This window comes from Pedobacter miscanthi (assembly GCF_032678605.1).
In the GTDB taxonomy this organism is placed as follows: domain Bacteria; phylum Bacteroidota; class Bacteroidia; order Sphingobacteriales; family Sphingobacteriaceae; genus Pedobacter; species Pedobacter miscanthi_A.
This window is the reverse complement of record NZ_JAVTSU010000004.1, coordinates 314,268-337,168: the sequence shown is the minus strand read 5'-3', so window position 1 is coordinate 337,168 and position 22,901 is coordinate 314,268. Positions and strand designations below refer to the sequence as shown.

Genomic DNA, 22,901 nt, shown 5'->3' with positions numbered 1-22,901 from the left:
AAGCAGGTATTGTTTCCAATCCTGCCTTTGTATTTTATGATGTTTAATTAAAATTTCATGGTATCATGCTTGCCTAAATCAGGTGTACCACCGGTAACTACAGCTTTTAACATACTGAACAATACCACAATTTTTGATGCTGATGCATCCCAATATTCCGCTTCTTCGGGCGTAACTTTTACCAGGATTAACCTTGGGTCTTCAATTCCATCCGGAAACCAGGCTTTAATAAAAGGCGAAAAATAAGCTTCTTTACGCACTTTATCATCTACCAGCTCAGCCTTCCCCTTAACTGTTAGGTAAGTATTTTTAGAAGGATCGCTATAAGCCAGCAATACATTATTTTCTTTAGAAATCTCTTTCGATTTTGGCGAATATTCGTTGGTATAAAACCACAAACTGCCATCGTCCTCAATTTTTGCAGTACCCATTGGCCTGCTTCCAAATTCATCTCCGGAAGAAAAGGTGGTAAACATACAAGTTCGCACACTTTCTGCCATATCTTTAAGGATTGCTATATTTTTCTCGTTTTTCATATTATTTAGAATATGAAAGAAAAACAGTAGGCAACATAAAAGGTTTGCATTATTTACACCTTATTTGGTTTACTGACATATTTATTGCCTTTTACGAAAAACCTCCATGGCAATAGCGCATGTTCTTTAGCATAAGCAATCCCAACGCGTGGCGAAGCTGCAATATCTTCTTCTTTATATAGAATCCCATGGTCTTCGATCCAGATTTCATCTCCATTGAGGTCTTTAGCATTAAAAGCTTTATCTATCCCCAATGCTTTTGCAGCAGAACCTGGACCTGCCGAAATAGCACCTTTGATATAAGGCATATTTCTGCGCTCTTCAATAACCTCAATACCAACCAAAGGCTCAATCCCCCTGATTAATACCGCATGCGGATCATTTTCAACCGAAGTGACCACATTAAACAAATTATGCATACCGTAACAAAGATAAACGTAAGCAATTCCACCTGCGCCATACATTATTTCGGTACGGTTGGTGCGGCGGCCACCATAAGCATGCGAAGCCTTGTCTTTTATACCAAAATAGGCTTCGGTTTCTACAATGATACCGGCTGTGATTTCATCACCGACCCTAGTATACAAAACTTTGCCAAGCAGGTCTTTAGCCAAACCAACTACATCCTCATTCTGATAATATTCCGGTTGTAACTTCAAGGTATTTATATGAATTATCTGTTTAATAAAATGGCGATAATTTGCTCTAAATAAAGCTGATCTGTTTCATCAAATTTATTAAGTACCTCACTATCTACATCAAATACACCTATCACTTCACCATTAACAATCAAAGGCAGTACAATCTCTGATTTTGATGCAGATGCACAGGCAATATGGCCAGGAAATTCTTCTACATCAGGCACAATAATGGTTTGCGCCTGTGCCCAGGAGGAGCCACAAACGCCTTTACCCTTTTTAATTCTGGTACAGGCTACCGGGCCTTGAAATGGACCAAGTACCAATTCGTCATTTTTAACAAGATAAAAACCAACCCAAAACCAGCTAAACTGCTCTTTTAGCGCTGCTGCTACATTTGCCAGGTTGGCAATAAAATCGGTTTCACCATACAATAAGGCCTCAATCTGTGGAATAATGGATTGATATTGCTCTTCTTTAGAAATATCCCTGCTAATAATTAAATCTTCTGCCATTTCATTTTTTCTGTAAAGCAAAGTTAATCATGATTTGTGAGATGTGCAGGTACATTGATTTTAATGACGAAAATTTGAACGATAAGCTATTCTTAAATTCCTTATTTTTGGCAAATTAACCGTTATCTGATGATTGTAGCTTTAACCATTACCAAATTCCGTGGCATCACTATCCCTTTTGCTTTTATAGGTATGGCAGTTCTAAGAATTCCGTTAGGACTAAACAAACACTGCAGGTTTTGGAAATTAATGGGCAGCGGGAAAGAAGCGCAGGTAGATTTAGCTCCGGATTACAGGCATTGGGCAGTTTTAACCACATGGGACAATAAAAGTGATGCTGATGCATTTTACCGGGATTCATCTGTAATTAAATGGTTTAATTTTTTTGGAATTGAAAGCTTTACCATCTTACTAAACCCTTTATCAAGCCATGGCTTATGGTCTAAAAAAGAACCATTTAAGCCCGCTATTTCTAATAAAAATCACAGTGGTAAAATAGCTGTGATTACAAGAGCCGCGATTAACTTTAATAAACTTAAAGAGTTCAGGCAAAACATTAAAAGAGCGGCAAATGCCATGCGAAATGCACCCGGCTTTATTTTATCAGCCGGCATTGGCGAAAATCCATTCTTTGATCAGGCAACGTTTTCCATCTGGGAAGATGCAGCGCAAATGAAAGCTTATGCATATAAATCACACGATCATTCGGATGTGATTAAACTCACCAGAGCGCGAGAATGGTATAAAGAAGAGCTATTTGCCCGTTTCGAGATTATTGAAAGCCGGGGAACCTTAAATGGCATATCAATTAACAATAAAAACGACTAATAACAATATCATGAGAGTAGTAGCAGAGCTTCCACACCCGGAATGTAAGATTACCATTTTTTCGATGAACCAGAAATTCATCGTCAAATTTGAACAGGGCACTTTTGAGCAGAGTTATAAATTAGCTGAACTCGACCTGAGTGGAGGAGGTGTAAATGATGTATTCGAAATCCTTGATGAAGAATTTATTCAAACGGTTATCACCAAGTTTAAGATGATGCGTGCAGATTTTACGGCAGCCTATAACAGGCATCAATATTAGAAATACCATACATAATTAACTGTAAATTAAATAGTTAATACTTAATTCAGAATTATATTTTGAATTTTGAAGTATTTTAGTGCCTTAAAATGATCAATAAGCAGAGTATTCATTTAAATAAAACAATGTAACTAATTGATATTATGATTTTTAACAATACTCACAAAATATAGTTTTGTGGCATGATTTAGCCAAATAAATGGGAGGTTTAGTGGTTGTGGCTGAAATATCGGTGATTGTAATTAAATTATGAAAATCCTTGGACCATACTTTCATTCACAGATCCAATAGTAGGGTCGTCATTGCTGAGGAGGAACGACGAAGCAATCTTACAACTACGGGTTTACAGCGATTGTTGTAAGATTGCTTCGTCAGCTGAAAAAGCTTTTTCGCAACGACCATTTATCGCAGATCATTACCAAAAAGAAATCCTATGTCATTCATATTGATTTTTATAAAATAAATTATCCTTCAGGATGACATTACTAGTAATTTAGAATCTTAAGGAAAGATCCTTCACTGCGTTAAGGATGGCAGAAAAAGAAATGAATCTGTGGTTAAGCCTGTGGTTTAAATTAAGAAATCACTGTATCGTGTACCACTACCCTGTACCAGTTTTGAGAGAATTTTTCTACCGCATCTAAATGTGTTTTATCTTCCTGATAGGCATTATGATCGGCGATATTTGCAAAAGTAATGGTAAGTGAATAAGTAAAAGAATTATCGGTAACAGGGCGCACCGGCGTATTGGCAGCTAAGCCATAATTCAACGTTTTAATATATTTAATCGGTTTTAAACTTTCGAAAAAGTTAGCAAAGTCTGAAATTTCAGCTTTCGTAAGTTGTGGTTTTAACCAGAACATTACAAAGTGTTGAATCTGGCCTTTATCTGCGGTTTGTATCATGGGATCTTTTTTTGCTAATATATTAAACCTTTTTTAACGGGCATAAAAAAAGTCCCGATGTAAATCGGGACTCTAAATATTTTGCAAACCTGAATTAATTTTTAGGTTGCACGCGACCAGATTTTCTGTCTTCGCCTCTACCGATTAAATAACCGCCACCAGCTCCAACTAATCCACCGATAATAGCACCTCTACCTTTTTTCTTATCAATTAAGGCACCACCTACTGCACCACCAACACCACCAATTACAGCACCTTTTGCGGCATCACTCCAGCCTTTTTTCTTAGCGGTTGGTTGTGTACCACCATAAGCAGCACTTGAACTACCACCAGAGCTGGCATACGATCTTGAGGATGATGCTGCTCCTGCTTTCCTTGCGGCAACTAATTCTGCCTGGTGTTTTGCTTCTTTCTCCTGCTCTACTTTGGCTGCAGCAGCTTTGTTGAAGCTATCTAACCTTAAACTATCTTTTACAGCTTTAACAGCTAATTGTTTTTCTGCCTGTTGTTGTTTTAGTGCTGCTTCTTCTTTTGCCTTATTGTTACAAGCAAATAATACAGAAGAGCTTAATGCGATTACTACCAATATCTTTTTCATAACTTTTAATTTTTCATGACGCTTGTTCAGCTACCTAACCTCGCTAAACAGGTTTCATTTTGGGATGTGTGATTTAGTTAATTATAACTAGTAAAGAAAAAATGGTGCCAAAATGTTTTGAAAATAAAAAATTATGGTAATAAATCGATATACCAGAAGCCTGAAAGTGCTTTGGATGAAGAAGATGAATCGTTATCAGGTGTCGTTTTTGCAGGTGCATTATAGGTACGGAATACCTTCTCTCCGATGGTAAATGGTATTTTATTCTTGAAAATAGGTCCTTCAAATGCGAAGGTATGAAATTCTCCATTTTCACCACAGGGATCAATTTCTGCAGGAAGTTGAGCTATTAAAGCATGACTGATTACTTTTCCACAAAAATCTTTAAGGTTTTGTTGCGTGCAAACAATGATGGTTTTATAGTTCAGATTTAAAAATTCTTCGATCAAATTTGTGGTATCCTTTTTCCACAAAGGAAAGATTGCCTGAAGGCCAATTTCAGCCAATTTATTTTCGCGGTATAAGCGGAGATCTTCCAGAAAAATATCGCCAAAAATAGAATGAGTGATACCTTCTTCTTTAAATTTAGAAAGATGCAGTTTCATGGTATTGTCGTAACTCTCCATATCCGGCATTTCGCCTAAACGGATCTGGTACAAAGGAATACCAATACTTTCGGCTTGTTTAATCAACAAATCTTCCCTCACGCCATGCATGGAAACGCGGTTATACTTTTCGGTGATGGTGGTAACCAGGTAGCGGATTTCTATCGAAGGATCCTGCAAAGCATAATGGAGCGCCAATGTACTATCCTTCCCCCCGCTCCAGTTAAAAATACAGATCTTTTTATCGGGCATTGAGCAATATTTCTTTAAGTTCGGCTACCCCTTCTACCGCATTTTTCTCAATATTAATGACGTTTTTATACCGTTTAACGTCTGGAATCCGTGGATCGATGATGTATTTATCTATAACAGAGGGAACAAAATCTATCAGGCCTGCAGCAGGATAAACGGCTAATGAAGTGCCGATGAGCACAAATATATCGGTCTGTTTACAGATTTTAGCCGCAACTTCTATCATAGGCACCGCTTCTCCAAACCAAACTACATGTGGCCTTAATTGAGATCCTAATTCGCAGAGCTCGCCCATTTTTATTTCTGAGCCCTCAATTGGATAAGTTAAACTGGATCTTAAATCGGATTGCGACCGAGTAATGATACCGTGAAGATGCTTAACTTTAGTAGAACCTGCCCTTTCGTGCAAATCGTCGATATTTTGAGTGATAATTTCGACATCAAAATCCTTTTCCAGTTCGGCAAGCAATTGATGCGCCAGATTGGGCTTTGCATCTAAAACCTGCTTTCTTCTTTCGTTATAAAACTGCTGAACCAGTTCGGGGTTTTTCTCCCAGGCTTCGGGTGTGGCTACATCATAAATATTATAACCTTCCCATAATCCGTCAGCATCCCTGAATGTTTTTAAGCCACTTTCGGCACTAATCCCTGCTCCTGTTAAAACAACTAGTTTCATAAGTATGATTACACTGATTTAAATTGATTGCGCCGATTTGAAGATTACACTGATTTAAATAATTTTACAGATTGATTGTAGTTGATGAATTTTTTCGAAATATTTTCATCAGCTTTAAAAATTTCCGGATGGAACATGCAGGCTAAAGCTTCAATACCTTCTACCAAAGTGCCAACACTTGGCTGGGTAAACATATCGAAATCGGCAATGTAAACCTGATTACTTTTTACGGCTTCTAAATTTCTCCAACCGGCTTTTGATGTAAGCAGTTCCATTTCTTCTATGCTTCTTTTTTGATCGAAACCACATGGGGCAATCACCAAAACCTCTGGATTGTATTTTAAGATTTTATCCCATTGGGTAACGATAGAATCTCCGGCAGGATTAGATAACATATCTACACCACCTGCTGCTGCAATCTGAAAAGGAATCCAATGGCCACAATTGTAGATGGGTTCAATCCATTCCATCAGCATCACCCTTTTTAAAGGGGCGCGGTTTGCCCGGAGCTGATCTAAGATAAAATCTGTTTTCTTTTGTAAACCTGCGAGATAATTTAAGGCTACTTCTTCTTTTCCCAAAGCCTTGGCAATGGTGATGGCGCATTCGAAAACATCCTGAAGGTTGTTTGGTGATAAAGGAACAAGCGTAGGCTGTTTGCTGAGTTTCATTACGGCGGTTTCGGTGCAAACGGTGTCGATATTGCAAACCTCGCAGATATCCTGTGTAAAAACCACATCTGGTAAAATACTTTCTAAAAGTTCGTCGTCTACCCAATACAAACTTTTGCCCTGTGCCTTTGAAGCAGAAAATATACGATCGATTTCGATGCTGGAATAGTTTTTACCTTCCAATATGCAACGAACAACCTTTGGCTGATCTGCGGCTTCTTTAGGGCACTCGAATGTTACCCCATGCAAATATTCTTGCAGGCCCATATCGTAAATCATTTTGGTAGCAGCTGGTAAAAAAGAAACGACTTTCATTTGATGGAAGATGTAAAAGGTAATTAGCTATCGAAGATAAAAAAATTTTGTGCTAGTTGATACAAATATAAGAATTCTTCGTCCGCTCTCTGCCGCGGGGGCATGGTACTTTGGAGCGCCAAAGTACCCAAAGCGCTTTGTCAATCCGGCAATGAGCCTTTTGCGCAATCCTATGCTCATCAAAAAAACAGAGGCACTTCGTTTTGTATTCAATATTTTCTTTAAAATTAAATCACCGTTAATGAACACAAAACCACTGCGTTTCAGGCCTGTTAGTGCTAATTTATCTGAACTGAAACTGTTTTTTTGATTTCCCCGGCTCTTGGGATTGACGGCGTTCTTCGGTAGAACCTAATGGGGTTTTTTAAGGAGGTTTAACATGATGCCGAAACTATTTCTATAGAATAAATCGATACAACATGACGAAAAACTCACAGTAAAAAAAATCCCCTTCTGATTTAAATCAAAAGAGGATTTCTGTTTATTTTTCGTTTTGGTTGATGAGCCACCAACCAGTGAATTATAATTTTTGCGTTTGCAGTTTTAATACGGGGTATTTCGCTTTTAAGATTTCGAAAGCGCCGAAAAGCAATGCACCATAGATCACTGTTCCTTCTAAGAATCTGATTTCGAAGGGGATTGCTTTTACTAAACATGCCCAAAAACCAGCTAAATCTTGTGTATATGCAGGATTTTTAAACCAAACACCAATATCGCTCACAATCCAATGGATTAAAACAATGACTAAGGTTGAGGCCAATAAATTAACCACATTCACTTTTTTAAGCAAAACCCTACCTGCTAAAACCATTAAAGCAAATGCGATATAAGTCCAGTACCAACCTTCGTAAAGAAAACCACTGCTGTATTTGCTAAAAATGGTAACAGATAAAATAAAATCACTTAAGAACAAACTCAATAATGGGAAGGCAAAGGCTTTTAGGTGATCTTTAAAATATGCTCCTCCAAATAGAGCTACCGCTCCTATTGATGAGAAATTGGCAAACTTTAATTCATCAGAGTTGAATGTTACCAGCAAACGGAAGGCCGTTATCGCCAGAATCATCAGCAACAAAATTAAAGTGCGTGGATTAAATTTTAAATGAGACATTTTATTTTGGTTAATATTTATAATGCAAAGTTAAATTTTATTAGTGTATATTAAAAATTACTCCGGTATTAAAGTTGAAACCTAAGCTGTTGTAACCGATAATTTCATTGTATTTTTCGTTTAGGATATTTTTAGCATCAAAAAACAGTTTTACGCGTTTTTTAGCCAAAGCATATTCTGCATAGGCATTTAGCAATTTATAAGCTGGTAAGTTATCAACGGTATAAGTGGTAAAATTACCATCGGTACGTTTGCCGAAATAACGGTAATTTGCACTTACATATAAGTTGCTGGTAGCCTGTGCACCTGCAGTAATACCAAATGTATGCTTTGGCCTGCGGAAAAGGTAATTGGCTACGGCATTATCAACAAAATTGAATTCGTTTCCTTCTACATAGGCATAATAACCGTTAATGTTAAATACGCTGAATTTAACCGCCGGTTCTACCTCAAAACCTTTGGTTTTCTGACTTACCTGGTTAATGTATCCGTTAGGATAAGCATAAATAATAGCATCGGTTAAATCGCGTTTATAACCTGCTAAACGTAAACTAAATTTGTCGTCAGCAAAACTAAAATTAACACCGGCTTCATAATTCTGAGATTTTTCTGGTTTTAAATCCAGGTTAGCACCAAACTGGCCAAAAAGCATGTTTAGCGTAGGCACTTTAAATGCGGTTGAAACGGTTCCGAATAATTTTATTTCTTTAATGATGTTGATGCTTGGGGTAACCGAGTAAGTATAATTTTCGCCATATTGTTCGTGTTTGTTGTAACGTCCGCCAACTTCGAGGTTAAATATGCTTAAATCGTGTAAAAACAATGATCCATAAGCGGCGAAGATATTGGTTTCGGGTTTGTTTGTTGCGGATGATAATTTCATTACCCGGTTATCGATGCCTATCAATAAATCTAATTTATTGCCTAATTTTTGGTTGTAAAATAAGTCCAGCAAAGATACCCTGCCTTCGTTAATACTAGGATATTGGCTGTGAGAATCATTCCTGGTGCTTTCGAAGCTGTAGTTTAAAGTTACTTTACCGGTGGCAAATTCATATTTGGCATTGGTACCTGCAGCAAAATTTTTCAGGATGGAATAATTGTTTGCATCGGTAAAAGCACCCCCATCAAATTTATAATTACCATAATAATAACGTACAAAAGGATTTACAGAAAAGTGATTATCCAATTTGATTCCAAAATTTGCATTTAACGCGTCGGTTTTAAATCCATCTTTATCAAATATGGCGGCACTGCCTACTGGTGTTGCAGCTTCAGAAATCCCATCTGTTTTACCGTGGGTATAGTTAATGTTGTAAGAAAAGCCTTCAACACCACCATTTAAACCAATGGTTCCCTTGTAAGTTTCGTAACTACCCGCACTGGCCACACCATAAATGGTATTTCCTTTTGGTCCGCCTTTTTTGGTGATGATATTGATTACCCCGGCAACGGCATCAGAACCATAAATGGTAGACTGACCACCCCTTAAAATTTCGATGTGATCGATCTGATCGATAGAAATTAACCTTAAATCGAATGCACCACCGTTTCCCGAAGGATCGTTCTGCACAATGCCATCAATTAAAACTACAGCATAAGCACTACCTGCCCCCCTAAAAAATACTGATTTGTTTAAACCTGGATTACTGCTTGCACCGGCAACAATGATTCCGGCCTGCTCGCTAATCAGCTCTGGCAATGATTTGCCATTACTGCGTTCTAATACCTCGCGGCTAATGATGGTAACAACTTTACCTGTTTGCGATTGTTTTTGATCGTTTTTAGTTGCAGAAATTACAACATCTCTAAGTTGTAAACTGTCTTGTTTTTGAGCATTAGCCAACTGGCTAATCATTAACTGTGCAAGTCCGAGACCGGCTACAGTTAGCATACATTTTTTGTTCATTAGATTGGCTAGTTTTGCCACAGCGAACAGATTAGAAAAGGAAATGAAAATACGAAAAACGTTAAGTACCTCAGTCCTAGCTTCAATCCCCGAAAGCTATGAAATTAAACGCTAAAGGCAGGTCTTCTGACTTACTCCCGTTTTTCTGTCTTCCCGTTCAGTAGTTAATTGAACAGTGACTTATGAATTGAAAAACGTTACAGAGCTTACAGCTGCGGGACAGTTACAGATTTACACTGTATTCCCTTTTAATCCCGATTTTACATCAGGAACCAAAAGCGCTGCAAAAGTAACAAAATTAAACAACATGTAAAATGCATGATGGAGAATGGTCTTGTTAACAGAAAAACCTAAATTAGAACTCAAATTCCATCTATGAAAAGGATTATAACCACGGTGCTATCGTTAATCAGCTTATCTGTTATGGCCCAAAAAACCGATACTGTTTTCTTAAAGAAATTAATGGAAAGTAAACCAGCCTATTTTTCGGCCATACTCAACCATCCCGATCATAACCAGGTGCAGATTCTTTATACCCAAATTAACCGTGATGCAAAAAACAAACCTACTTTTAAAACCTTTAGTTACCATTTAAATCCACACCATTATTTTTATCCTGCCAGTACCGTTAAACTTGCTGCGGTAATTTTTGCATTGGAAAAAGTAAATCATTTAAAAAGCACCGGCTTAACGGCTAAAAGCACCATGATTACCGACAGTGCGTATAAAGGGCAAACCAGGGTTTTAAAAGACACCACTGCTAAAAGCGGCCTACCTTCCATAGAACATTATATTAAAAAAATCCTGCTTACCAGTGATAATGATGCCTTTAATCGTTTATTCGAATTTATTGGACGGGCAGAAATTAATCAGAAACTGAAAGCGAACGGATTAAACGATAGCCGGATTTTGAATCGTTTGGCTATTGGCGATGCCGGCGAATCGGCTAAACACACCAACCCTATTAAATTTTATAATGGCACTCAGCTGGTATATGATCAACCACAACAATATGACCCAAAAGAATATGAATTGAAATTATCGAATCTCGTAATGGGTACAGGCTATTTGGATAGCACAGATAAACTGGTAAATAAACCGTTTAGTTTAGCTGGTAAAAATGCCTTTGCCATTAACGACCAACAAAAGCTGATGCAGAAACTGATTTTACCGGAAGCTTTTCCGGTTAAAGAGAGGTTTAACCTAACCGCTGAAGATTATAAGTTGATTTATACCTATATGAGCAAGTACCCAACGGAGAGCGATTTTCCAAAATATGATCCGAAAGAATTTTGGCCTACTTATGCTAAAATGCTGTATTATGGACGGGAACAGGTTACTCCAGATTCAAATATCAGGATTTTTAATAAATACGGTGATAGTTACGGTTACATTATCGATAACGCTTATTTTGTTGATTTCAAAAATGGTATTGAATATTTTCTTACTGCCGTTGTACAAAGTAATGAAGATGGAATTTTTAACGATAACAAATACGAGTATGATACCGTTTGCTTCCCTTTTATGAAAAACCTGGGCCATACCATTTACGATCTCGAGTTAAAAAGGGCAAGAAAACGTCAGCCGGATCTTCGCAAATTCAAAATGGATTATAATCACTAAAACCTTTCTTCACTTTTAGGGTTTATAGCCTATAAATTGTATAAAAAACTATACATTAATTAAAAAATAATATATTCGCATTTCAAAATAGAAGAATACATCTCTAATGGCTAAATTATTAATAATTGACGATGAACGTGCGATAAGGAGTACTTTACGCGAAATTCTGGAATATGAAAATTACGATGTTGAAGATACCGATAATGGTATTGAAGGCCTAGAAATGATCAAAAAAGGAAATTTCGACCTGGTTCTTTGTGATATCAAGATGAATAAAATGGACGGTATGGAAGTGCTTGAACAGGCACAGCTGATTAAACCCGATCTGCCTTTCATTATGATATCCGGTCATGGAACAGTTGAAACGGCCATCGAAGCCAGTAAAAAAGGAGCTTTCGATTTTATTTCAAAACCACCTGATTTAAACCGTTTATTAATCACGGTACGTAATGGTTTAGACCGTGGAAATTTGGTTACCGAAACCAAGGTCTTAAAGCGTAAAGCCAGCAAAACCCGCGAAATTTTAGGGGAATCGGAAAGTATTTCCAAAATTAAGGAAACCATAGAACGTGTTGCCCCTACTGAAGCCCGTGTATTAATTACCGGCGCAAATGGTAGTGGTAAAGAACTGGTAGCCCGTTGGTTACACGAAAAATCAAACCGTGCCGATAGCCCGTTAATTGAAGTAAACTGTGCAGCAATTCCTTCTGAATTAATTGAAAGTGAACTATTTGGGCATGAAAAGGGTTCATTTACCTCTGCTGTTAAACAACGTATCGGTAAATTTGAACTTGCCAATGGCGGAACTTTATTTTTAGATGAGATCGGAGATATGAGCCTTTCTGCCCAGGCTAAAGTTTTACGTGCATTACAGGAGCATAAAATTTCACGCGTAGGTGGTGAAAAAGAAATTGAAGTAAATGTTCGTGTTTTGGCGGCAACCAATAAAGATTTATTAAAAGAAATTGAAGATGGTAACTTCCGTATGGATTTGTACCACCGGTTAAACGTAATCAACATCCACGTGCCGCATTTAACTGAACGTACTGATGATATTCCGGTTATTGCACAAAACTTTTTAGAGAGTATTTGCAGTGATTATGGTATGCCGGTTAAAAAAATAAATGATGGTGGTATGGCTGCCCTGCAAGCTTTACCGTGGACGGGTAACGTACGTGAGCTGCACAATATGATTGAGCGTTTAATTATTTTAAGCGATAGGGTAATTACCGAAAACGATGTACGTGCTTTTGCCAATCCTGGCGGAGGAACAAATATTGGTGCAGCAACCAGTGCACAAATTGCAGGTGCCGGAGGAGGTTCTGCAATGGCTTCATCGTTTGATTCGTTTAACAATTTCCAGGATTACAAAGACCATGCGGAGCGTGAGTTTATCAAATTCAAACTGGAAAAAAACAATTGGAACGTATCAAAAACAGCTGACGAAATTGATATACAAAGAAGTCACTTATATAGTAAAATTGAAAAGTTTGGTTTGAAAAGAGCGGAATAAAATAAGTGGAAAGTTTTAGGGTTGGAATGTTAGCAGGTTTACCGGAAAACATTCCAACATCAAAAAAGTCGTCATCTCGACTGAAGTATAGCGAAATGGAGAGATCTATAAAAGTTATCTATTAACAGATTTCTCCACTACGGTCGAAATGACGATCATGCGGGATTTTATGGATTCACGGGCGACTTTAAAACGTTTCAACATTACAACCCACCTTAAAACGTTTCAACATTAAAAACGCTATCTATCCCATATAATCATTCTGCCTCATCAGCAATGCCCTGTATTTATTAAAAATAGCGGTTTTAGATACAAAACCCAAATACTGGTTCTGTGCAGTTAATACCGGTAAAATCCAAACATTGTCCTGTTCCATTTTCTCCAGTACCATTTTCAGGTCATCATTTTCAGAAATGGCATTAGGAGCGGGCTGAACCAAATGAGAAGCCATTAAATTTCCCTTATCCGGATGATTGATCATCTCATTAAATAGCTCTTCTATATAAATAATGCCTTTAAAATCGCCCAACTCGTCAGTAACCGCACAAATATTTTTATGTGATTGCAAAATCTCATTCATTTTGATTGAAATCAGATCATTCATCTGTAACTGAGGATAAGTTTTCTCAATCAGGTATTTTAGCTTCATCTGGTTTAAAACCGTTGTATCTTTATCTTCGTGCGATAATAACTCGCCTTTATCAGCCAGTGCTTTGGTATAAATAGAATGTTTTTGCGAACTGCGGTTAATGGCGTAAGAAATTGCAGTGGTAATCATTAATGGAACCATCAGGATATATCCGCCTGTAATTTCAGCAATCAGAAAGATCCCGGTTAAAGGGGCATGCATAATGGAGCCTAAGGCAGCTGCCATACCTGCAACAATAAAGTTCGAAACGTTTAATTGCGCTATACCCGATAAATTGACCACATAAGCAAAGATAAACCCAATAAGACCGCCCATGATTAAACTGGGTGCAAATGTACCTCCATTACCACCTGCACCCAAGGTAACCAAAGTAGCAATGGATTTCATGAAAATGGTTACCACTGTAAACAGTACTACTAAAGCCGGAATGGTATTGTAATCGGCGAAAATACTATTATTGATTACCGCCTGGTAATCGCCTTTTAACAAGCCTTTTATCGTAATGTATCCTTCACCATATAAAGTTGGAAACAGAAATACCAAAGCACCAAGCATTAAACCTCCCACAACCACTTTAGTGTAAGGATGTTTTATTTTATAGAACAATCCTTTTACCGCGTAATTGGCCTTGGTAAAGTAGATGGAAAACAAACCAATAAAACAGGCTAAGATTACATAGTAGAATAATGCGTTAACCTTCCATCCTTCTGTAACCAGAAAGAAAAGTTGTTGAGTATAAAATAACCTGGCCACTACAGCTGCAGTTGCCGCAGATAATAAAAGGGGAATAAATGCGGGAATGGTAAATTCTGGCAACAAAATTTCTATAGCAAAAACAATTCCTGCAACAGGACTATTAAATGCACCAGCTATACCGGCAGCTGCACCACAAGCTACCAGCATGGTAATTTCACGATAGGATAAACCTAATAAACGGCCAAGGTTAGAGCCAATGGCCGATCCGCTGGTTACAATCGGAGCTTCTAAACCCGTTGATCCACCAAAACCAACTGTTACTGCCGCCGTAATAATCTGCGAATAAATATTGTGCGCTTCTACCTTACTCGATTTTTTAGAAATGGCATAAAGCAGTGGTGTTAATCCCGTTTCGAACTTGGTTTTGCGGATAAAGTATTTGATATACAAAACCGTTAAAAAAATACCAATCATTGGAAAAATAAAATACAGGTAATATTTATATTTCCAATGCCAATCAGACTGAAGAAATTCTTCGATATGGTGGGTTAAACTTTTTAATGCTGCGGCTGCCAATCCGGCTAAAATCCCTACAATTACGGCCAGGATAATTAAGAAATTACGGTTTGATATTTTAGATTTTCGGTACTGGTTAATCTTATCAAGGTAATTTACAAATCTAACGTACATTTTATCAGTATTTCAAAGTCCCCTGTTGGGGATTTAGGGGTTATGCATCAAATTTATCCAATAATTTAATTAAGGTTGCAAAATCTTTTGGATAAGGTGCGTCAATCACAATATCTTGGTCATCCAGTCCTTTAAAAACCAAATGCCTCGCGTGTAGCGCAAAACGTTTCATTATGGGCTGCTCGTCTTCTCCTTTGGTTAATTTATAACCTCTTTTAATCGACGAAAGAAAAACCGGTTTTCCTTTGTACATATCATCACCAACAATAGCCGCCCTTTGCGTTGCTAAATGGATACGGATCTGGTGCATACGGCCAGTTATTGGCTTGCACTCAACCAGTGTATAATGTTTATAGTATTTTAAAGAATCGAAAATGGTTTCGGCCCTTTTGCCTTCTGCCCTATCAATGGTTACATTTTTATTGCCATCGTTTAAAATAGGCAAATCAACTGTTAAATCATCAAAAATTACGTGTCCATCTACTACGGCATGATAGGTTTTATTGACTTTTCTTCTTTCAAACTGCATGGAGGCATGACGATAGCCTTCTGGATTTTTTGCAATAATTAAAGCACCAGAAGTTTCTTTATCCAAACGGTGACAAACCTGTGCATCATCGCTATATTGTTTGGCTAAACGCAATACATTAGTTTCTCCGGATCCGCCACGTTCATCGAGCGAGGCTAAAAATGGAGGTTTATTGATTACAATAAAATCATTGTCTTCGAAAAGAATAAGGTCTTTAAAATTTGGAAACTTCAAACTGTGTGTAATTAATGAAGCGCAAAAATACGATTTTATTTTTATTGGTTGCGATATTAACCACAACTTTAACCTGAGAATTGTCTTCCTGAATAGTCCCTTAAGAATAAACAAAAAAGTTTATACAGCGGTTTTGGACGATTCGTCATTCCTACGCAGGTGGGAATCTTAAAACCTCTTGCATTAAGATTCTCAATCAAGTTGGGAATGACGCCAAATTAACAACGCATAAAAAAACACAGATTAATCATCAGAAAAAAATCTGTGTTAATCTGTGTCTATCTGTGGTAAAGTTATTTAAGATAATTCAAACTTATAACCTACTCCTTTTACGGTTGAAACATAAGTTTCACCTAATTTTTCACGCAATTTGCGAATGTGTACATCAATGGTCCTGTTGGTTACGACTACCGAATCTTCCCAGATGTTTTTAAGGATCGATTCGCGGGTATAAACCTTTCCTGGTTTTGATGCCAGTAAGTACAATAGCTCAAATTCTTTTTTGGCCAATACTACTTTATTGCCACTTTGAAATACTAAATAAGCTTCACGATCGATTACTAAATCGCCGATTTCCAGCTTGTTCTCAGATACTTCTTCAGTTCCTGTGTTTCTTCTTAATATAGCGTTAATGCGGCTAACCAAAGCACGTGGCTTAATTGGTTTTGCGATATAATCATCCGCACCTACATTAAAACCTGCAATTTCAGAATATTCTTCACTTCTGGCTGTTAAAAAAACCATAAATGTATTCTTAAATTCAGGAATGGCACGCATTAAACGACAAGCCTCTATCCCATCCATTTTAGGCATCATAATATCCAGGATAATTAAATCCGGATGAACCTTTTTCGCAACAGTAATTCCCTCCTGGCCATTGGTAGCTGTGAAAACCTGATAACCTTCTTTCTTTAGGTTATATTCAATAAGTTCCAGAATATCTGGTTCATCATCAACAATTAATATTTTCTGACCTGCGTTGTTCATAGTTAAATATTTGTTACGAAAGTAGTGTCTATGATGCAATATTTAGTTAAGCCTAAGTTAAGAAATTGTTAATTACTTAAATTAGTTTAACATGGAATTTGTTTTAACGTAATGTTTTAGCTAAAAAGGCTTCTAATTCGTTGCCACGCAGGTTTTTAGCCACGATTTTTCCAGTCGGATCAACTAGATAAGAAGTTGGGATTGCCTGTACCTGGTATTTTTTAACCGTTTCGCCATTAAAATCTTTCAATTCTGAAACATGTGTCCAGGTTAATCCATCTGCTTTTATCGCTCCTAACCATGCTGCTTTGTCGGTATCTAAAGAAATCCCAACAATATCGAAGTTTTTAGTTTTATATTTATTGTAAACTTTAACTACGTTAGGGTTCTCCTGACGGCAAGGCTGGCACCATGAAGCCCAGAAATCAATCAGCACGTATTTTCCTTTATAATCTGATAAACTTACCGGTTTGTTATCGGCGGTGTTAATGGTAAATGCAGGCGCAACCTGACCTACCTGAACAGCTTTTAATAAGGCCATTTGTTTTACAAAAGCATCTACTGTGGCATTGCCTTTAATGTCTTCTTTAACCTCATCTGCAAATTGAACAAGTTCAGCTTCAAACTCCTGCGGACTTAAAGTATTCATCGCATAAAAACTTGCAAGTGTACCTTTATTATCTTTTGCAAACTTGATAATCTGGGTATTCAACTGATTGATGTAAGATTCGTATTGCGGTTTCATCGATTCTAATACAGCAGCTCTATTTTGTGGCTGAGATGCAACTTTCGTTTCAAAATCGGCCTGCAATTTTTCAACTTGCTTAGCAAAATTATTTCTGATGGCATTCAGTTCAGATAGTTTCTCAACTTCGTTTGCACCAGAAATTTTGTAAGCCATGGTTTTATCCGCTATATCTGCTTCAAGTTTGATATCATCACCATTTTTTGCAATCAGCATAAATTCATGGTTACCTAATGATACCCTGAAAAAATCTACTGACGGCGTTTTGCGTATAAACTTAAATTCGCCTTTTTCTGATAAATTGGTCGAATCGATTGCAACCATATTGCTGTTTTGCATGCCATACAAAAACACTTTTTTCTCCGTTCCGGGATTTTTGAAAGTTCCATCAATGGTAAAGCTGTCTTTTGGTTTACATGCAGTGAAGGCAATCGCGATCAGCATGATCAGGCTCAATTGTTTTAGTCTCATTATTTCAGTTTTTCAAGTATTAATTCATTTAATTTTTTAGCATCGGCTTTACCTTTGGCCAGTTTCATTACATCGCCAACAAATAAACCTAAAACGCCCTTTTTACCTTTTTTATACGCATCTACCTGCTGTGGGTATTTATTTAACACTTCATCAATAAAACTACTTAATTCATCTCCATTTTCAGAAATAAGCAAGTTCAATGATTGAGCAAGATCAGTAACATGTGTATCACCATGTTGTTCTAAAGCAGGCAATAATTGTTGAATCGCAATTTGCTGGGTAATTTTTTTATCATCAACCAGATTAATGGTTTCTGCTAATGGTGTCGGATTTACTTTAAAATCAGTAATGGTAATTCCTTTTTCATTTAAAACAGCCCTTATTGGGCCAATTAACCAGTTGATCAGACTTTTTTTATTGTTTACAACAGGTAACGCGGCGTTAAAGTAATTTAGCAGATCCAAATCCTCTGCAAAAAGCGTTGCATCAGCTTTACTGATTCCAAATTCAGAAACCATTTGTTGCGAGATTTCATTTGGCAAAGCCGGCATTAAAGATTTGATCTCTGCCAACCACTCATCCGAAATATGAATTGGCTGTAAATCAGGGTCAGAAAAATAACGGTAATCGTTAGCTTCCTCTTTGGTACGCATTGGCGAAGTGGTGCCTTTATCGGCATCAAAGTTTAAAGTGCTCTGGATAATCTTCCCACCACCATTAATTACCTCAACCTGACGGCCAAATTCAAAATCCATAGCCCTACGTACGTTACGCATCGAGTTTAGGTTTTTCACCTCACACCGGGTTCCAAATTCAGTAGTACCATGCGTACGAATAGAAATATTGGCATCGCAACGCAAACTGCCTTCTTCCATATTACCATCGCTTACATTTAAATGCCTCACCAGTTTTCTGATCTCACTTAGCAAAACAGAAGCTTCTTCTGAACTGCGGATATCCGGCTCAGTTACAATCTCGATTAATGGTACTCCGGCACGATTTAAATCTACCAATGAATAGTTATCGTCCTGATCGTGAATACTTTTCCCTGCATCTTCTTCTAAATGGATCCGGTTAATTCCGATTTTTTTTGTAGCACCATCAGCAAGTTGAAGCTCTAAAAAGCCATTTACACAGATCGGCTGGTTATCCTGTGTAATCTGATAACCTTTCGGCAAATCAGCATAGAAATAATTTTTCCTATCGAAATGGTTAACCTGGTTGATGCTACAGTTTAAAGCCAGACCAATGCGAATGGCTTTTGCTACTACTTCTTTGTTAAGCTTTGGCAGTGCACCTGGTAGCGCCAAAGAAACTGTTGAGATATTTTGATTAGGCAAAGCCCCGAAAGATGCGCTATCAGCAGAAAATATTTTGGTGTTTGTATTTAACTGAACGTGTATTTCCAGTCCTGAAACGAGTTCGTAATTGTTTTGTGGGCTTGTTTCTTGTAAAGGCATTTAAAAGCTTTTGGGTGTTTTATAGGTTTTATAAACCAGAGATATAATTTTATCTGTGATTAAATATTAATAGGTCAAATATAGTTATTATTTAGTCTTTCATTAAAAAAGGCTTGAGGGAGAAATTTTTAAAAATTCCTGCCATGGTAAACCTCCTGCACCAACTAAAAGTATTTTGTCTGGCTTATACATTTTGCTAAAAGCATCCATTCCCGATGTACCCGTAATCTGGCCTGTACTTTTAACTTCTATACCAATTATTTTACCTCGTTTCTCTAAAATAAAATCTACTTCGTCGTTTCTGTGCCGCCAATAAAACACTTTATAGCCTTCTACAAATGAAGAATTTAATAAATGAGCACCTATTGATGATTCTACCATTCTCCCCCATTCCGCTGGTTGTTTTTTTATCTCTTCAAAGAGATCATTTCTTTGGGCGCTTACTAAAGCATTATTATGAACCTGGAATTTTGGACTGGATGAACGTTTACGGATCACATCAGCCGCAAATTTTTCAATACCACCCAGTAAACCTGCTGTATCTAATAATTGTAAATAATGCGACAATGTTGTGGTATTGCCTGCATCAGAGAGTTGGCCTAATATTTTGGTAAAAGATAGGATCTGACTGGAATATAAACAGCCCAATTCAAACAAGCGTTTCATTAAAGCAGGTTTGTCTACACGGGTTAGCATTAAAATGTCTTTCGAAATACTGGTTTCTATCAATGCATTTGAAACATAGCTTTTCCACCGCTCTTCGTCGTTAATTAGACCTGCAGCGCCTGGGTATCCGCCAAACCACACGTATTGTTCGGCAGTAAAACCAAATGCACTTTCCATTTCTGCAAAGCTCCAATGCCCTAAATAAGTTAATTCGAACCTCCCAGCCAATGATTCTGTTAATCCCTGTTGAATTAGCAGCCTGGAAGATCCTAATAAAATTACTTTCAAGTTTACCCCATTTCGCATGTCTTCATCCCATAGGCGCTTCACAATTTCACTCCAGTTATCAATTTTCTGAATTTCATCAATCACAAGGAGATATTCATTAACCCCAGGTTCTTTTAATAGTTCTCTGGTGTTAAACCATATCAGCTCTATCCAGGTTCTATCTGAAGCAGCAACGGCATCTGCAGATTCGAATATGCAGGGTGTATTAATTTCCTTGACCAATTGACTGATTAATGTTGTTTTGCCTATTTGCCTGGGGCCCACAAGCACCTGAATAAACCTTTTTGGTTCATTTAAAACCTTTACAAGTTTCTGTAAATAAGATCTTTGGAACATATTTAACAATTTACTCAATATACTGAGTAAAATTACTCAATGTGATTAGTAATTCAAAATGATTACTTATTCTAATTAAATAATTATAATAATAACAGCATTATTCACTAATTAATACACTAAAAATTATCATATAACATTCTGTAATTAAGTTAATTACAGGTATTATAACAATTTACTCAATTAACTGAGTAAAATTACTCAATGCCATGTATAATCGTTAAAGAATGTTAAATCGGGTGGTAATGATTAAACCAGAGTACGTTAGGTTTGTCTATCTCAAAAACACACAAAAGAAACCTTTAATTAAAAAACATTATGAAAAAGTTAGTTTTATTTGCTGCAGTTCTGATGGTTTCATTATTCAGCATAAACAATGCAAAAGCACAGGTTAGCTTAAATATCAATATTGGTTCTCAACCTGTTTGGGGGCCTACAGGTTACGACCATGTAGATTATTATTATTTCCCTGATATAGATGCTTATTATTATGTGCCCTCCGGCCAATACATTTATGCCAATGGTGGCCGCTGGATCTGGACAAACAATTTACCTGCACAATATGGAAACTTTGATTTATACCGCGCCTACAAAGTGGTCATTAATGAGCCAAAACCATACTTAAGAAACAATATTTATGTAACCCGTTATAGCAAATATAAAAACTATGGTGGCCGTCAAACCGTTATCAGAGACAGCAGGGATAGTAAATATTTTGTAGTAAAAGGTCATCCAAACTATAATGGGAACAAAACTGTAGTAATTAATAATAACCGCCCTGTACGTAGGGAGAAAACTGTTCTAAGGGTAAATCAAAATTCAAGACCTGCCCGCAACAATGAACACAAAGCCGATAACAGAGGTAGTAATAACCGTCCTGAAAGAAATAACGGTCAAGGCCGTGGTAACGAGCGCCATTAATATTAGTATTTAGTTGTAAATAGAGGAGCTTCGAAAGGGGCTCTTTTTTGTTCACTTAATTTGGCACGTGGTTTGGCTATAAACAATAAACACTAAATGAATTGATTATGAAAAGATTATTTTTAATGGCTGTATTGATGATGGTTTCATTGTTCAGCATCCCAGCGAAGGCACAATTAAATGTGAATGTTAACATCGGTTCGCAACCGCTTTGGGGGCCAACAGGCTATGACCATGTTGATTATTACTATCTCCCCGACGTGGAAAGCTATTATTATGTTCCACAAAAACAGTTTGTGTATTTAAATGGAAACGAATGGGTTTTTGCCAATTCTTTACCTTCGAGATACGGCAATTACAATTTATATAATGGCTACAAAGTAGTAATTAATTCGCCTAAGCCCTATTTGAATTTCAAAAACGATAAAGTGAAATACGGCAAGTATAAAGGCAATAAAGGTCAGCTGGTAATTAGAGATAGCCGTGATAGTAAATATTATGTGGTAAAAGGACATCCCCATGGTATGCCTCCAGGACAGGCTAAAAAGATTTATGGAAAAGGGAATAATGGGAATAACGGAAAAGGCCATGGAAATGGTAAAGGAAAACACTAATCTATAGGTTTATTGGTTTATAAAGGAGTTTCGAAAGATACTCCTTTTTTATATATCTGTTACAATAGAAGTTTTGGCACAGCGTTTGAATTGTTTGAAGTACACACAAATAAAATAGATTATTATGAAAAAGTTATTTATCATCTCCGCGATTTTAGGTATCGTGGCTTTAACATCTAATCAATCTAACGCTCAGGTAAGCATTAATTTAAACATTGGTACACAGCCAGCCTGGGTTCCGGCGGGTTATCAGGATGTCAATTATTATTATCTTCCGGAAGTTCAATCGTATTATTATGTACCACAAAGGCAATTTGTTTATTTAAGCGGAAACAGGTGGACGAGATCGAGGTATTTACCCGCAAGATATAGGGGCTACGATTTACACCATGGAAGAAAAATTGTAATGTACGGAAACAGTCCATATCGTAATTACAATACACACAGAGTAACCTACGTAAGTCATAATAACTATTACCGTTCATCATATGGTGGTGGAAATAGAATAAGATACAACTCACCAAGAAATAATTACAGGTCGTATCATGTAGATAACAGGCATCACGACAGAAGGGTAAATTCTAGTTTATTCTCCAGAGGACACAGAGAAAGACATGGTAGACACTAAAATAAAAAAAGAGGCTTTAGGGCCTCT

At 37.1% G+C, this 22,901-nt stretch carries 23 protein-coding genes and 1 riboswitch; of the genes, 7 read left to right on the top strand and 16 right to left on the bottom strand.

The window, feature by feature from the left end; translation table 11 throughout:
- Nucleotides 1-47: 47 nt before the first annotated feature.
- Genes R2R28_RS08650 through R2R28_RS08640 form a run of 3 tightly spaced genes read right to left on the bottom strand, consistent with a single transcriptional unit; the run spans nt 48 to nt 1,689 of the window.
- A complete protein-coding gene (locus R2R28_RS08650) occupies nt 48-536 on the bottom strand; it encodes a pyridoxamine 5'-phosphate oxidase family protein (protein WP_316825282.1) in 489 nt (162 codons plus the stop codon).
- A gap of 53 nt (nt 537-589) precedes the next feature.
- Nucleotides 590-1,195 carry a DNA-3-methyladenine glycosylase gene (locus R2R28_RS08645; RefSeq protein ID WP_316825281.1) on the bottom strand — a complete coding sequence of 202 codons (606 nt, stop codon included), beginning with the start codon at nt 1,193-1,195 and terminating at the stop codon, nt 590-592.
- Nucleotides 1,196-1,209: 14 nt separating this feature from the next.
- On the bottom strand, nt 1,210-1,689 hold the full coding sequence (locus R2R28_RS08640; RefSeq protein WP_316825280.1) for a GAF domain-containing protein: 480 nt from the start codon (nt 1,687-1,689) through the stop codon (nt 1,210-1,212).
- A gap of 129 nt (nt 1,690-1,818) precedes the next feature.
- On the opposite strand from R2R28_RS08640, the gene R2R28_RS08635 reads away from it, so the two are divergent.
- Together R2R28_RS08635 and R2R28_RS08630 are read left to right on the top strand one after the other, a co-directional pair.
- A complete protein-coding gene (locus tag R2R28_RS08635) occupies nt 1,819-2,517 on the top strand; it encodes a DUF3291 domain-containing protein (RefSeq protein ID WP_316825279.1) in 699 nt (232 codons plus the stop codon).
- A 10-nt stretch (nt 2,518-2,527) separates the two neighbouring features.
- On the top strand, nt 2,528-2,779 hold the full coding sequence (locus tag R2R28_RS08630; protein WP_316825278.1) for a hypothetical protein: 252 nt from the start codon (nt 2,528-2,530) through the stop codon (nt 2,777-2,779).
- Between the two features lie 575 nt (nt 2,780-3,354).
- On the opposite strand, the gene R2R28_RS08625 is transcribed toward R2R28_RS08630, so the two are convergent.
- From R2R28_RS08625 to R2R28_RS08595, 7 genes are all read right to left on the bottom strand, one after another.
- Nucleotides 3,355-3,684, bottom strand: a complete 330-nt coding sequence (locus R2R28_RS08625; RefSeq protein ID WP_316825277.1) for a Dabb family protein — start codon at nt 3,682-3,684, stop codon at nt 3,355-3,357.
- A 94-nt stretch (nt 3,685-3,778) separates the two neighbouring features.
- Nucleotides 3,779-4,282, bottom strand: coding sequence for a YMGG-like glycine zipper-containing protein (locus R2R28_RS08620; RefSeq protein ID WP_316825276.1), 504 nt, complete (start codon nt 4,280-4,282; stop codon nt 3,779-3,781).
- 131 nt (nt 4,283-4,413) lie between these two features.
- A complete protein-coding gene (locus R2R28_RS08615) occupies nt 4,414-5,139 on the bottom strand; it encodes a diphthine--ammonia ligase (RefSeq protein ID WP_316825275.1) in 726 nt (241 codons plus the stop codon).
- Complete coding sequence (locus tag R2R28_RS08610; RefSeq protein WP_316825274.1) at nt 5,129-5,815, bottom strand: SIR2 family NAD-dependent protein deacylase; 687 nt, start codon at nt 5,813-5,815, stop codon at nt 5,129-5,131. The genes R2R28_RS08615 and R2R28_RS08610 overlap by 11 nt, the downstream gene beginning before the upstream one ends.
- Before the next feature lie 44 nt (nt 5,816-5,859).
- Nucleotides 5,860-6,801 carry an ABC transporter substrate-binding protein gene (locus R2R28_RS08605; RefSeq protein WP_316825273.1) on the bottom strand — a complete coding sequence of 314 codons (942 nt, stop codon included), beginning with the start codon at nt 6,799-6,801 and terminating at the stop codon, nt 5,860-5,862.
- A 520-nt stretch (nt 6,802-7,321) separates the two neighbouring features.
- On the bottom strand, nt 7,322-7,912 hold the full coding sequence (locus R2R28_RS08600) for a DUF6580 family putative transport protein (protein WP_316825272.1): 591 nt from the start codon (nt 7,910-7,912) through the stop codon (nt 7,322-7,324).
- 40 nt (nt 7,913-7,952) lie between these two features.
- On the bottom strand, nt 7,953-9,821 hold the full coding sequence (locus tag R2R28_RS08595; RefSeq protein WP_316825271.1) for a TonB-dependent receptor plug domain-containing protein: 1,869 nt from the start codon (nt 9,819-9,821) through the stop codon (nt 7,953-7,955).
- A 98-nt stretch (nt 9,822-9,919) separates the two neighbouring features.
- A riboswitch (cobalamin riboswitch) is annotated at nt 9,920-10,113 on the bottom strand.
- Between the two features lie 83 nt (nt 10,114-10,196).
- On the opposite strand from R2R28_RS08595, the gene R2R28_RS08590 reads away from it, so the two are divergent.
- Together R2R28_RS08590 and R2R28_RS08585 are read left to right on the top strand one after the other, a co-directional pair.
- Nucleotides 10,197-11,444 carry a serine hydrolase gene (locus tag R2R28_RS08590; protein ID WP_316825270.1) on the top strand — a complete coding sequence of 416 codons (1,248 nt, stop codon included), beginning with the start codon at nt 10,197-10,199 and terminating at the stop codon, nt 11,442-11,444.
- Between the two features lie 106 nt (nt 11,445-11,550).
- On the top strand, nt 11,551-12,957 hold the full coding sequence (locus R2R28_RS08585; RefSeq protein ID WP_316825269.1) for a sigma-54 dependent transcriptional regulator: 1,407 nt from the start codon (nt 11,551-11,553) through the stop codon (nt 12,955-12,957).
- A 244-nt stretch (nt 12,958-13,201) separates the two neighbouring features.
- On the opposite strand, the gene R2R28_RS08580 is transcribed toward R2R28_RS08585, so the two are convergent.
- The 6 genes from R2R28_RS08580 to R2R28_RS08555 all read right to left on the bottom strand — a co-directional run bounded on the left by R2R28_RS08580 (nt 13,202) and on the right by R2R28_RS08555 (nt 20,711).
- Nucleotides 13,202-14,992 (bottom strand): chloride channel protein, encoded by a 1,791-nt coding sequence (locus R2R28_RS08580; protein ID WP_316825268.1) that lies wholly within the window; start codon nt 14,990-14,992, stop codon nt 13,202-13,204.
- A gap of 40 nt (nt 14,993-15,032) precedes the next feature.
- Nucleotides 15,033-15,755 (bottom strand): RluA family pseudouridine synthase, encoded by a 723-nt coding sequence (locus R2R28_RS08575; protein WP_316825267.1) that lies wholly within the window; start codon nt 15,753-15,755, stop codon nt 15,033-15,035.
- Nucleotides 15,756-16,052: 297 nt separating this feature from the next.
- Nucleotides 16,053-16,742: a response regulator transcription factor gene (locus tag R2R28_RS08570; RefSeq protein WP_131532107.1), complete on the bottom strand. Its 690-nt coding sequence runs from the start codon at nt 16,740-16,742 to the stop codon at nt 16,053-16,055.
- A 103-nt stretch (nt 16,743-16,845) separates the two neighbouring features.
- Nucleotides 16,846-17,958 (bottom strand): TlpA disulfide reductase family protein, encoded by a 1,113-nt coding sequence (locus R2R28_RS08565; protein ID WP_316825266.1) that lies wholly within the window; start codon nt 17,956-17,958, stop codon nt 16,846-16,848.
- Complete coding sequence (gene gatB / locus R2R28_RS08560; protein WP_316825265.1) at nt 17,958-19,421, bottom strand: Asp-tRNA(Asn)/Glu-tRNA(Gln) amidotransferase subunit GatB; 1,464 nt, start codon at nt 19,419-19,421, stop codon at nt 17,958-17,960. Before gatB ends, R2R28_RS08565 begins: the two co-directional genes overlap by 1 nt.
- A gap of 102 nt (nt 19,422-19,523) precedes the next feature.
- Nucleotides 19,524-20,711 (bottom strand): ATP-binding protein, encoded by a 1,188-nt coding sequence (locus R2R28_RS08555; protein WP_316825264.1) that lies wholly within the window; start codon nt 20,709-20,711, stop codon nt 19,524-19,526.
- Between the two features lie 318 nt (nt 20,712-21,029).
- Here R2R28_RS08555 and R2R28_RS08550 point away from each other — a divergent pair, with 318 nt between their 5' ends.
- From R2R28_RS08550 to R2R28_RS08540, 3 genes are all read left to right on the top strand, one after another.
- Nucleotides 21,030-21,632 (top strand): hypothetical protein, encoded by a 603-nt coding sequence (locus R2R28_RS08550; protein ID WP_316825263.1) that lies wholly within the window; start codon nt 21,030-21,032, stop codon nt 21,630-21,632.
- Nucleotides 21,633-21,739: 107 nt separating this feature from the next.
- Nucleotides 21,740-22,246: a hypothetical protein gene (locus R2R28_RS08545; protein WP_316825262.1), complete on the top strand. Its 507-nt coding sequence runs from the start codon at nt 21,740-21,742 to the stop codon at nt 22,244-22,246.
- Between the two features lie 124 nt (nt 22,247-22,370).
- Nucleotides 22,371-22,874: a hypothetical protein gene (locus R2R28_RS08540; protein WP_316825261.1), complete on the top strand. Its 504-nt coding sequence runs from the start codon at nt 22,371-22,373 to the stop codon at nt 22,872-22,874.
- Nucleotides 22,875-22,901 lie beyond the last annotated feature (27 nt).

What these genes read in the sequence shown, in the direction of transcription:
- R2R28_RS08590 (WP_316825270.1), top strand. Translation starts at nt 10,197, where the DNA reads ATGAAAAGGATTATAACCACGGTGCTATCGTTAATCAGCTTATCTGTT.
- R2R28_RS08635 (WP_316825279.1), top strand. Translation starts at nt 1,819, where the DNA reads ATGATTGTAGCTTTAACCATTACCAAATTCCGTGGCATCACTATCCCT.
- R2R28_RS08630 (WP_316825278.1), top strand. Translation starts at nt 2,528, where the DNA reads ATGAGAGTAGTAGCAGAGCTTCCACACCCGGAATGTAAGATTACCATT.
- R2R28_RS08650 (WP_316825282.1), bottom strand. Translation starts at nt 536, where the DNA reads ATGAAAAACGAGAAAAATATAGCAATCCTTAAAGATATGGCAGAAAGT.
- R2R28_RS08640 (WP_316825280.1), bottom strand. Translation starts at nt 1,689, where the DNA reads ATGGCAGAAGATTTAATTATTAGCAGGGATATTTCTAAAGAAGAGCAA.
- R2R28_RS08625 (WP_316825277.1), bottom strand. Translation starts at nt 3,684, where the DNA reads ATGATACAAACCGCAGATAAAGGCCAGATTCAACACTTTGTAATGTTC.
- R2R28_RS08555 (WP_316825264.1), bottom strand. Translation starts at nt 20,711, where the DNA reads ATGTTCCAAAGATCTTATTTACAGAAACTTGTAAAGGTTTTAAATGAA.
- R2R28_RS08610 (WP_316825274.1), bottom strand. Translation starts at nt 5,815, where the DNA reads ATGAAACTAGTTGTTTTAACAGGAGCAGGGATTAGTGCCGAAAGTGGC.
- gatB (WP_316825265.1), bottom strand. Translation starts at nt 19,421, where the DNA reads ATGCCTTTACAAGAAACAAGCCCACAAAACAATTACGAACTCGTTTCA.
- R2R28_RS08615 (WP_316825275.1), bottom strand. Translation starts at nt 5,139, where the DNA reads ATGCCCGATAAAAAGATCTGTATTTTTAACTGGAGCGGGGGGAAGGAT.
- R2R28_RS08595 (WP_316825271.1), bottom strand. Translation starts at nt 9,821, where the DNA reads ATGAACAAAAAATGTATGCTAACTGTAGCCGGTCTCGGACTTGCACAG.
- R2R28_RS08580 (WP_316825268.1), bottom strand. Translation starts at nt 14,992, where the DNA reads ATGTACGTTAGATTTGTAAATTACCTTGATAAGATTAACCAGTACCGA.
- R2R28_RS08570 (WP_131532107.1), bottom strand. Translation starts at nt 16,742, where the DNA reads ATGAACAACGCAGGTCAGAAAATATTAATTGTTGATGATGAACCAGAT.
- R2R28_RS08600 (WP_316825272.1), bottom strand. Translation starts at nt 7,912, where the DNA reads ATGTCTCATTTAAAATTTAATCCACGCACTTTAATTTTGTTGCTGATG.
- R2R28_RS08585 (WP_316825269.1), top strand. Translation starts at nt 11,551, where the DNA reads ATGGCTAAATTATTAATAATTGACGATGAACGTGCGATAAGGAGTACT.
- R2R28_RS08550 (WP_316825263.1), top strand. Translation starts at nt 21,030, where the DNA reads ATGAAAAAGTTAGTTTTATTTGCTGCAGTTCTGATGGTTTCATTATTC.
- R2R28_RS08545 (WP_316825262.1), top strand. Translation starts at nt 21,740, where the DNA reads ATGAAAAGATTATTTTTAATGGCTGTATTGATGATGGTTTCATTGTTC.
- R2R28_RS08565 (WP_316825266.1), bottom strand. Translation starts at nt 17,958, where the DNA reads ATGAGACTAAAACAATTGAGCCTGATCATGCTGATCGCGATTGCCTTC.
- R2R28_RS08620 (WP_316825276.1), bottom strand. Translation starts at nt 4,282, where the DNA reads ATGAAAAAGATATTGGTAGTAATCGCATTAAGCTCTTCTGTATTATTT.
- R2R28_RS08605 (WP_316825273.1), bottom strand. Translation starts at nt 6,801, where the DNA reads ATGAAAGTCGTTTCTTTTTTACCAGCTGCTACCAAAATGATTTACGAT.
- R2R28_RS08540 (WP_316825261.1), top strand. Translation starts at nt 22,371, where the DNA reads ATGAAAAAGTTATTTATCATCTCCGCGATTTTAGGTATCGTGGCTTTA.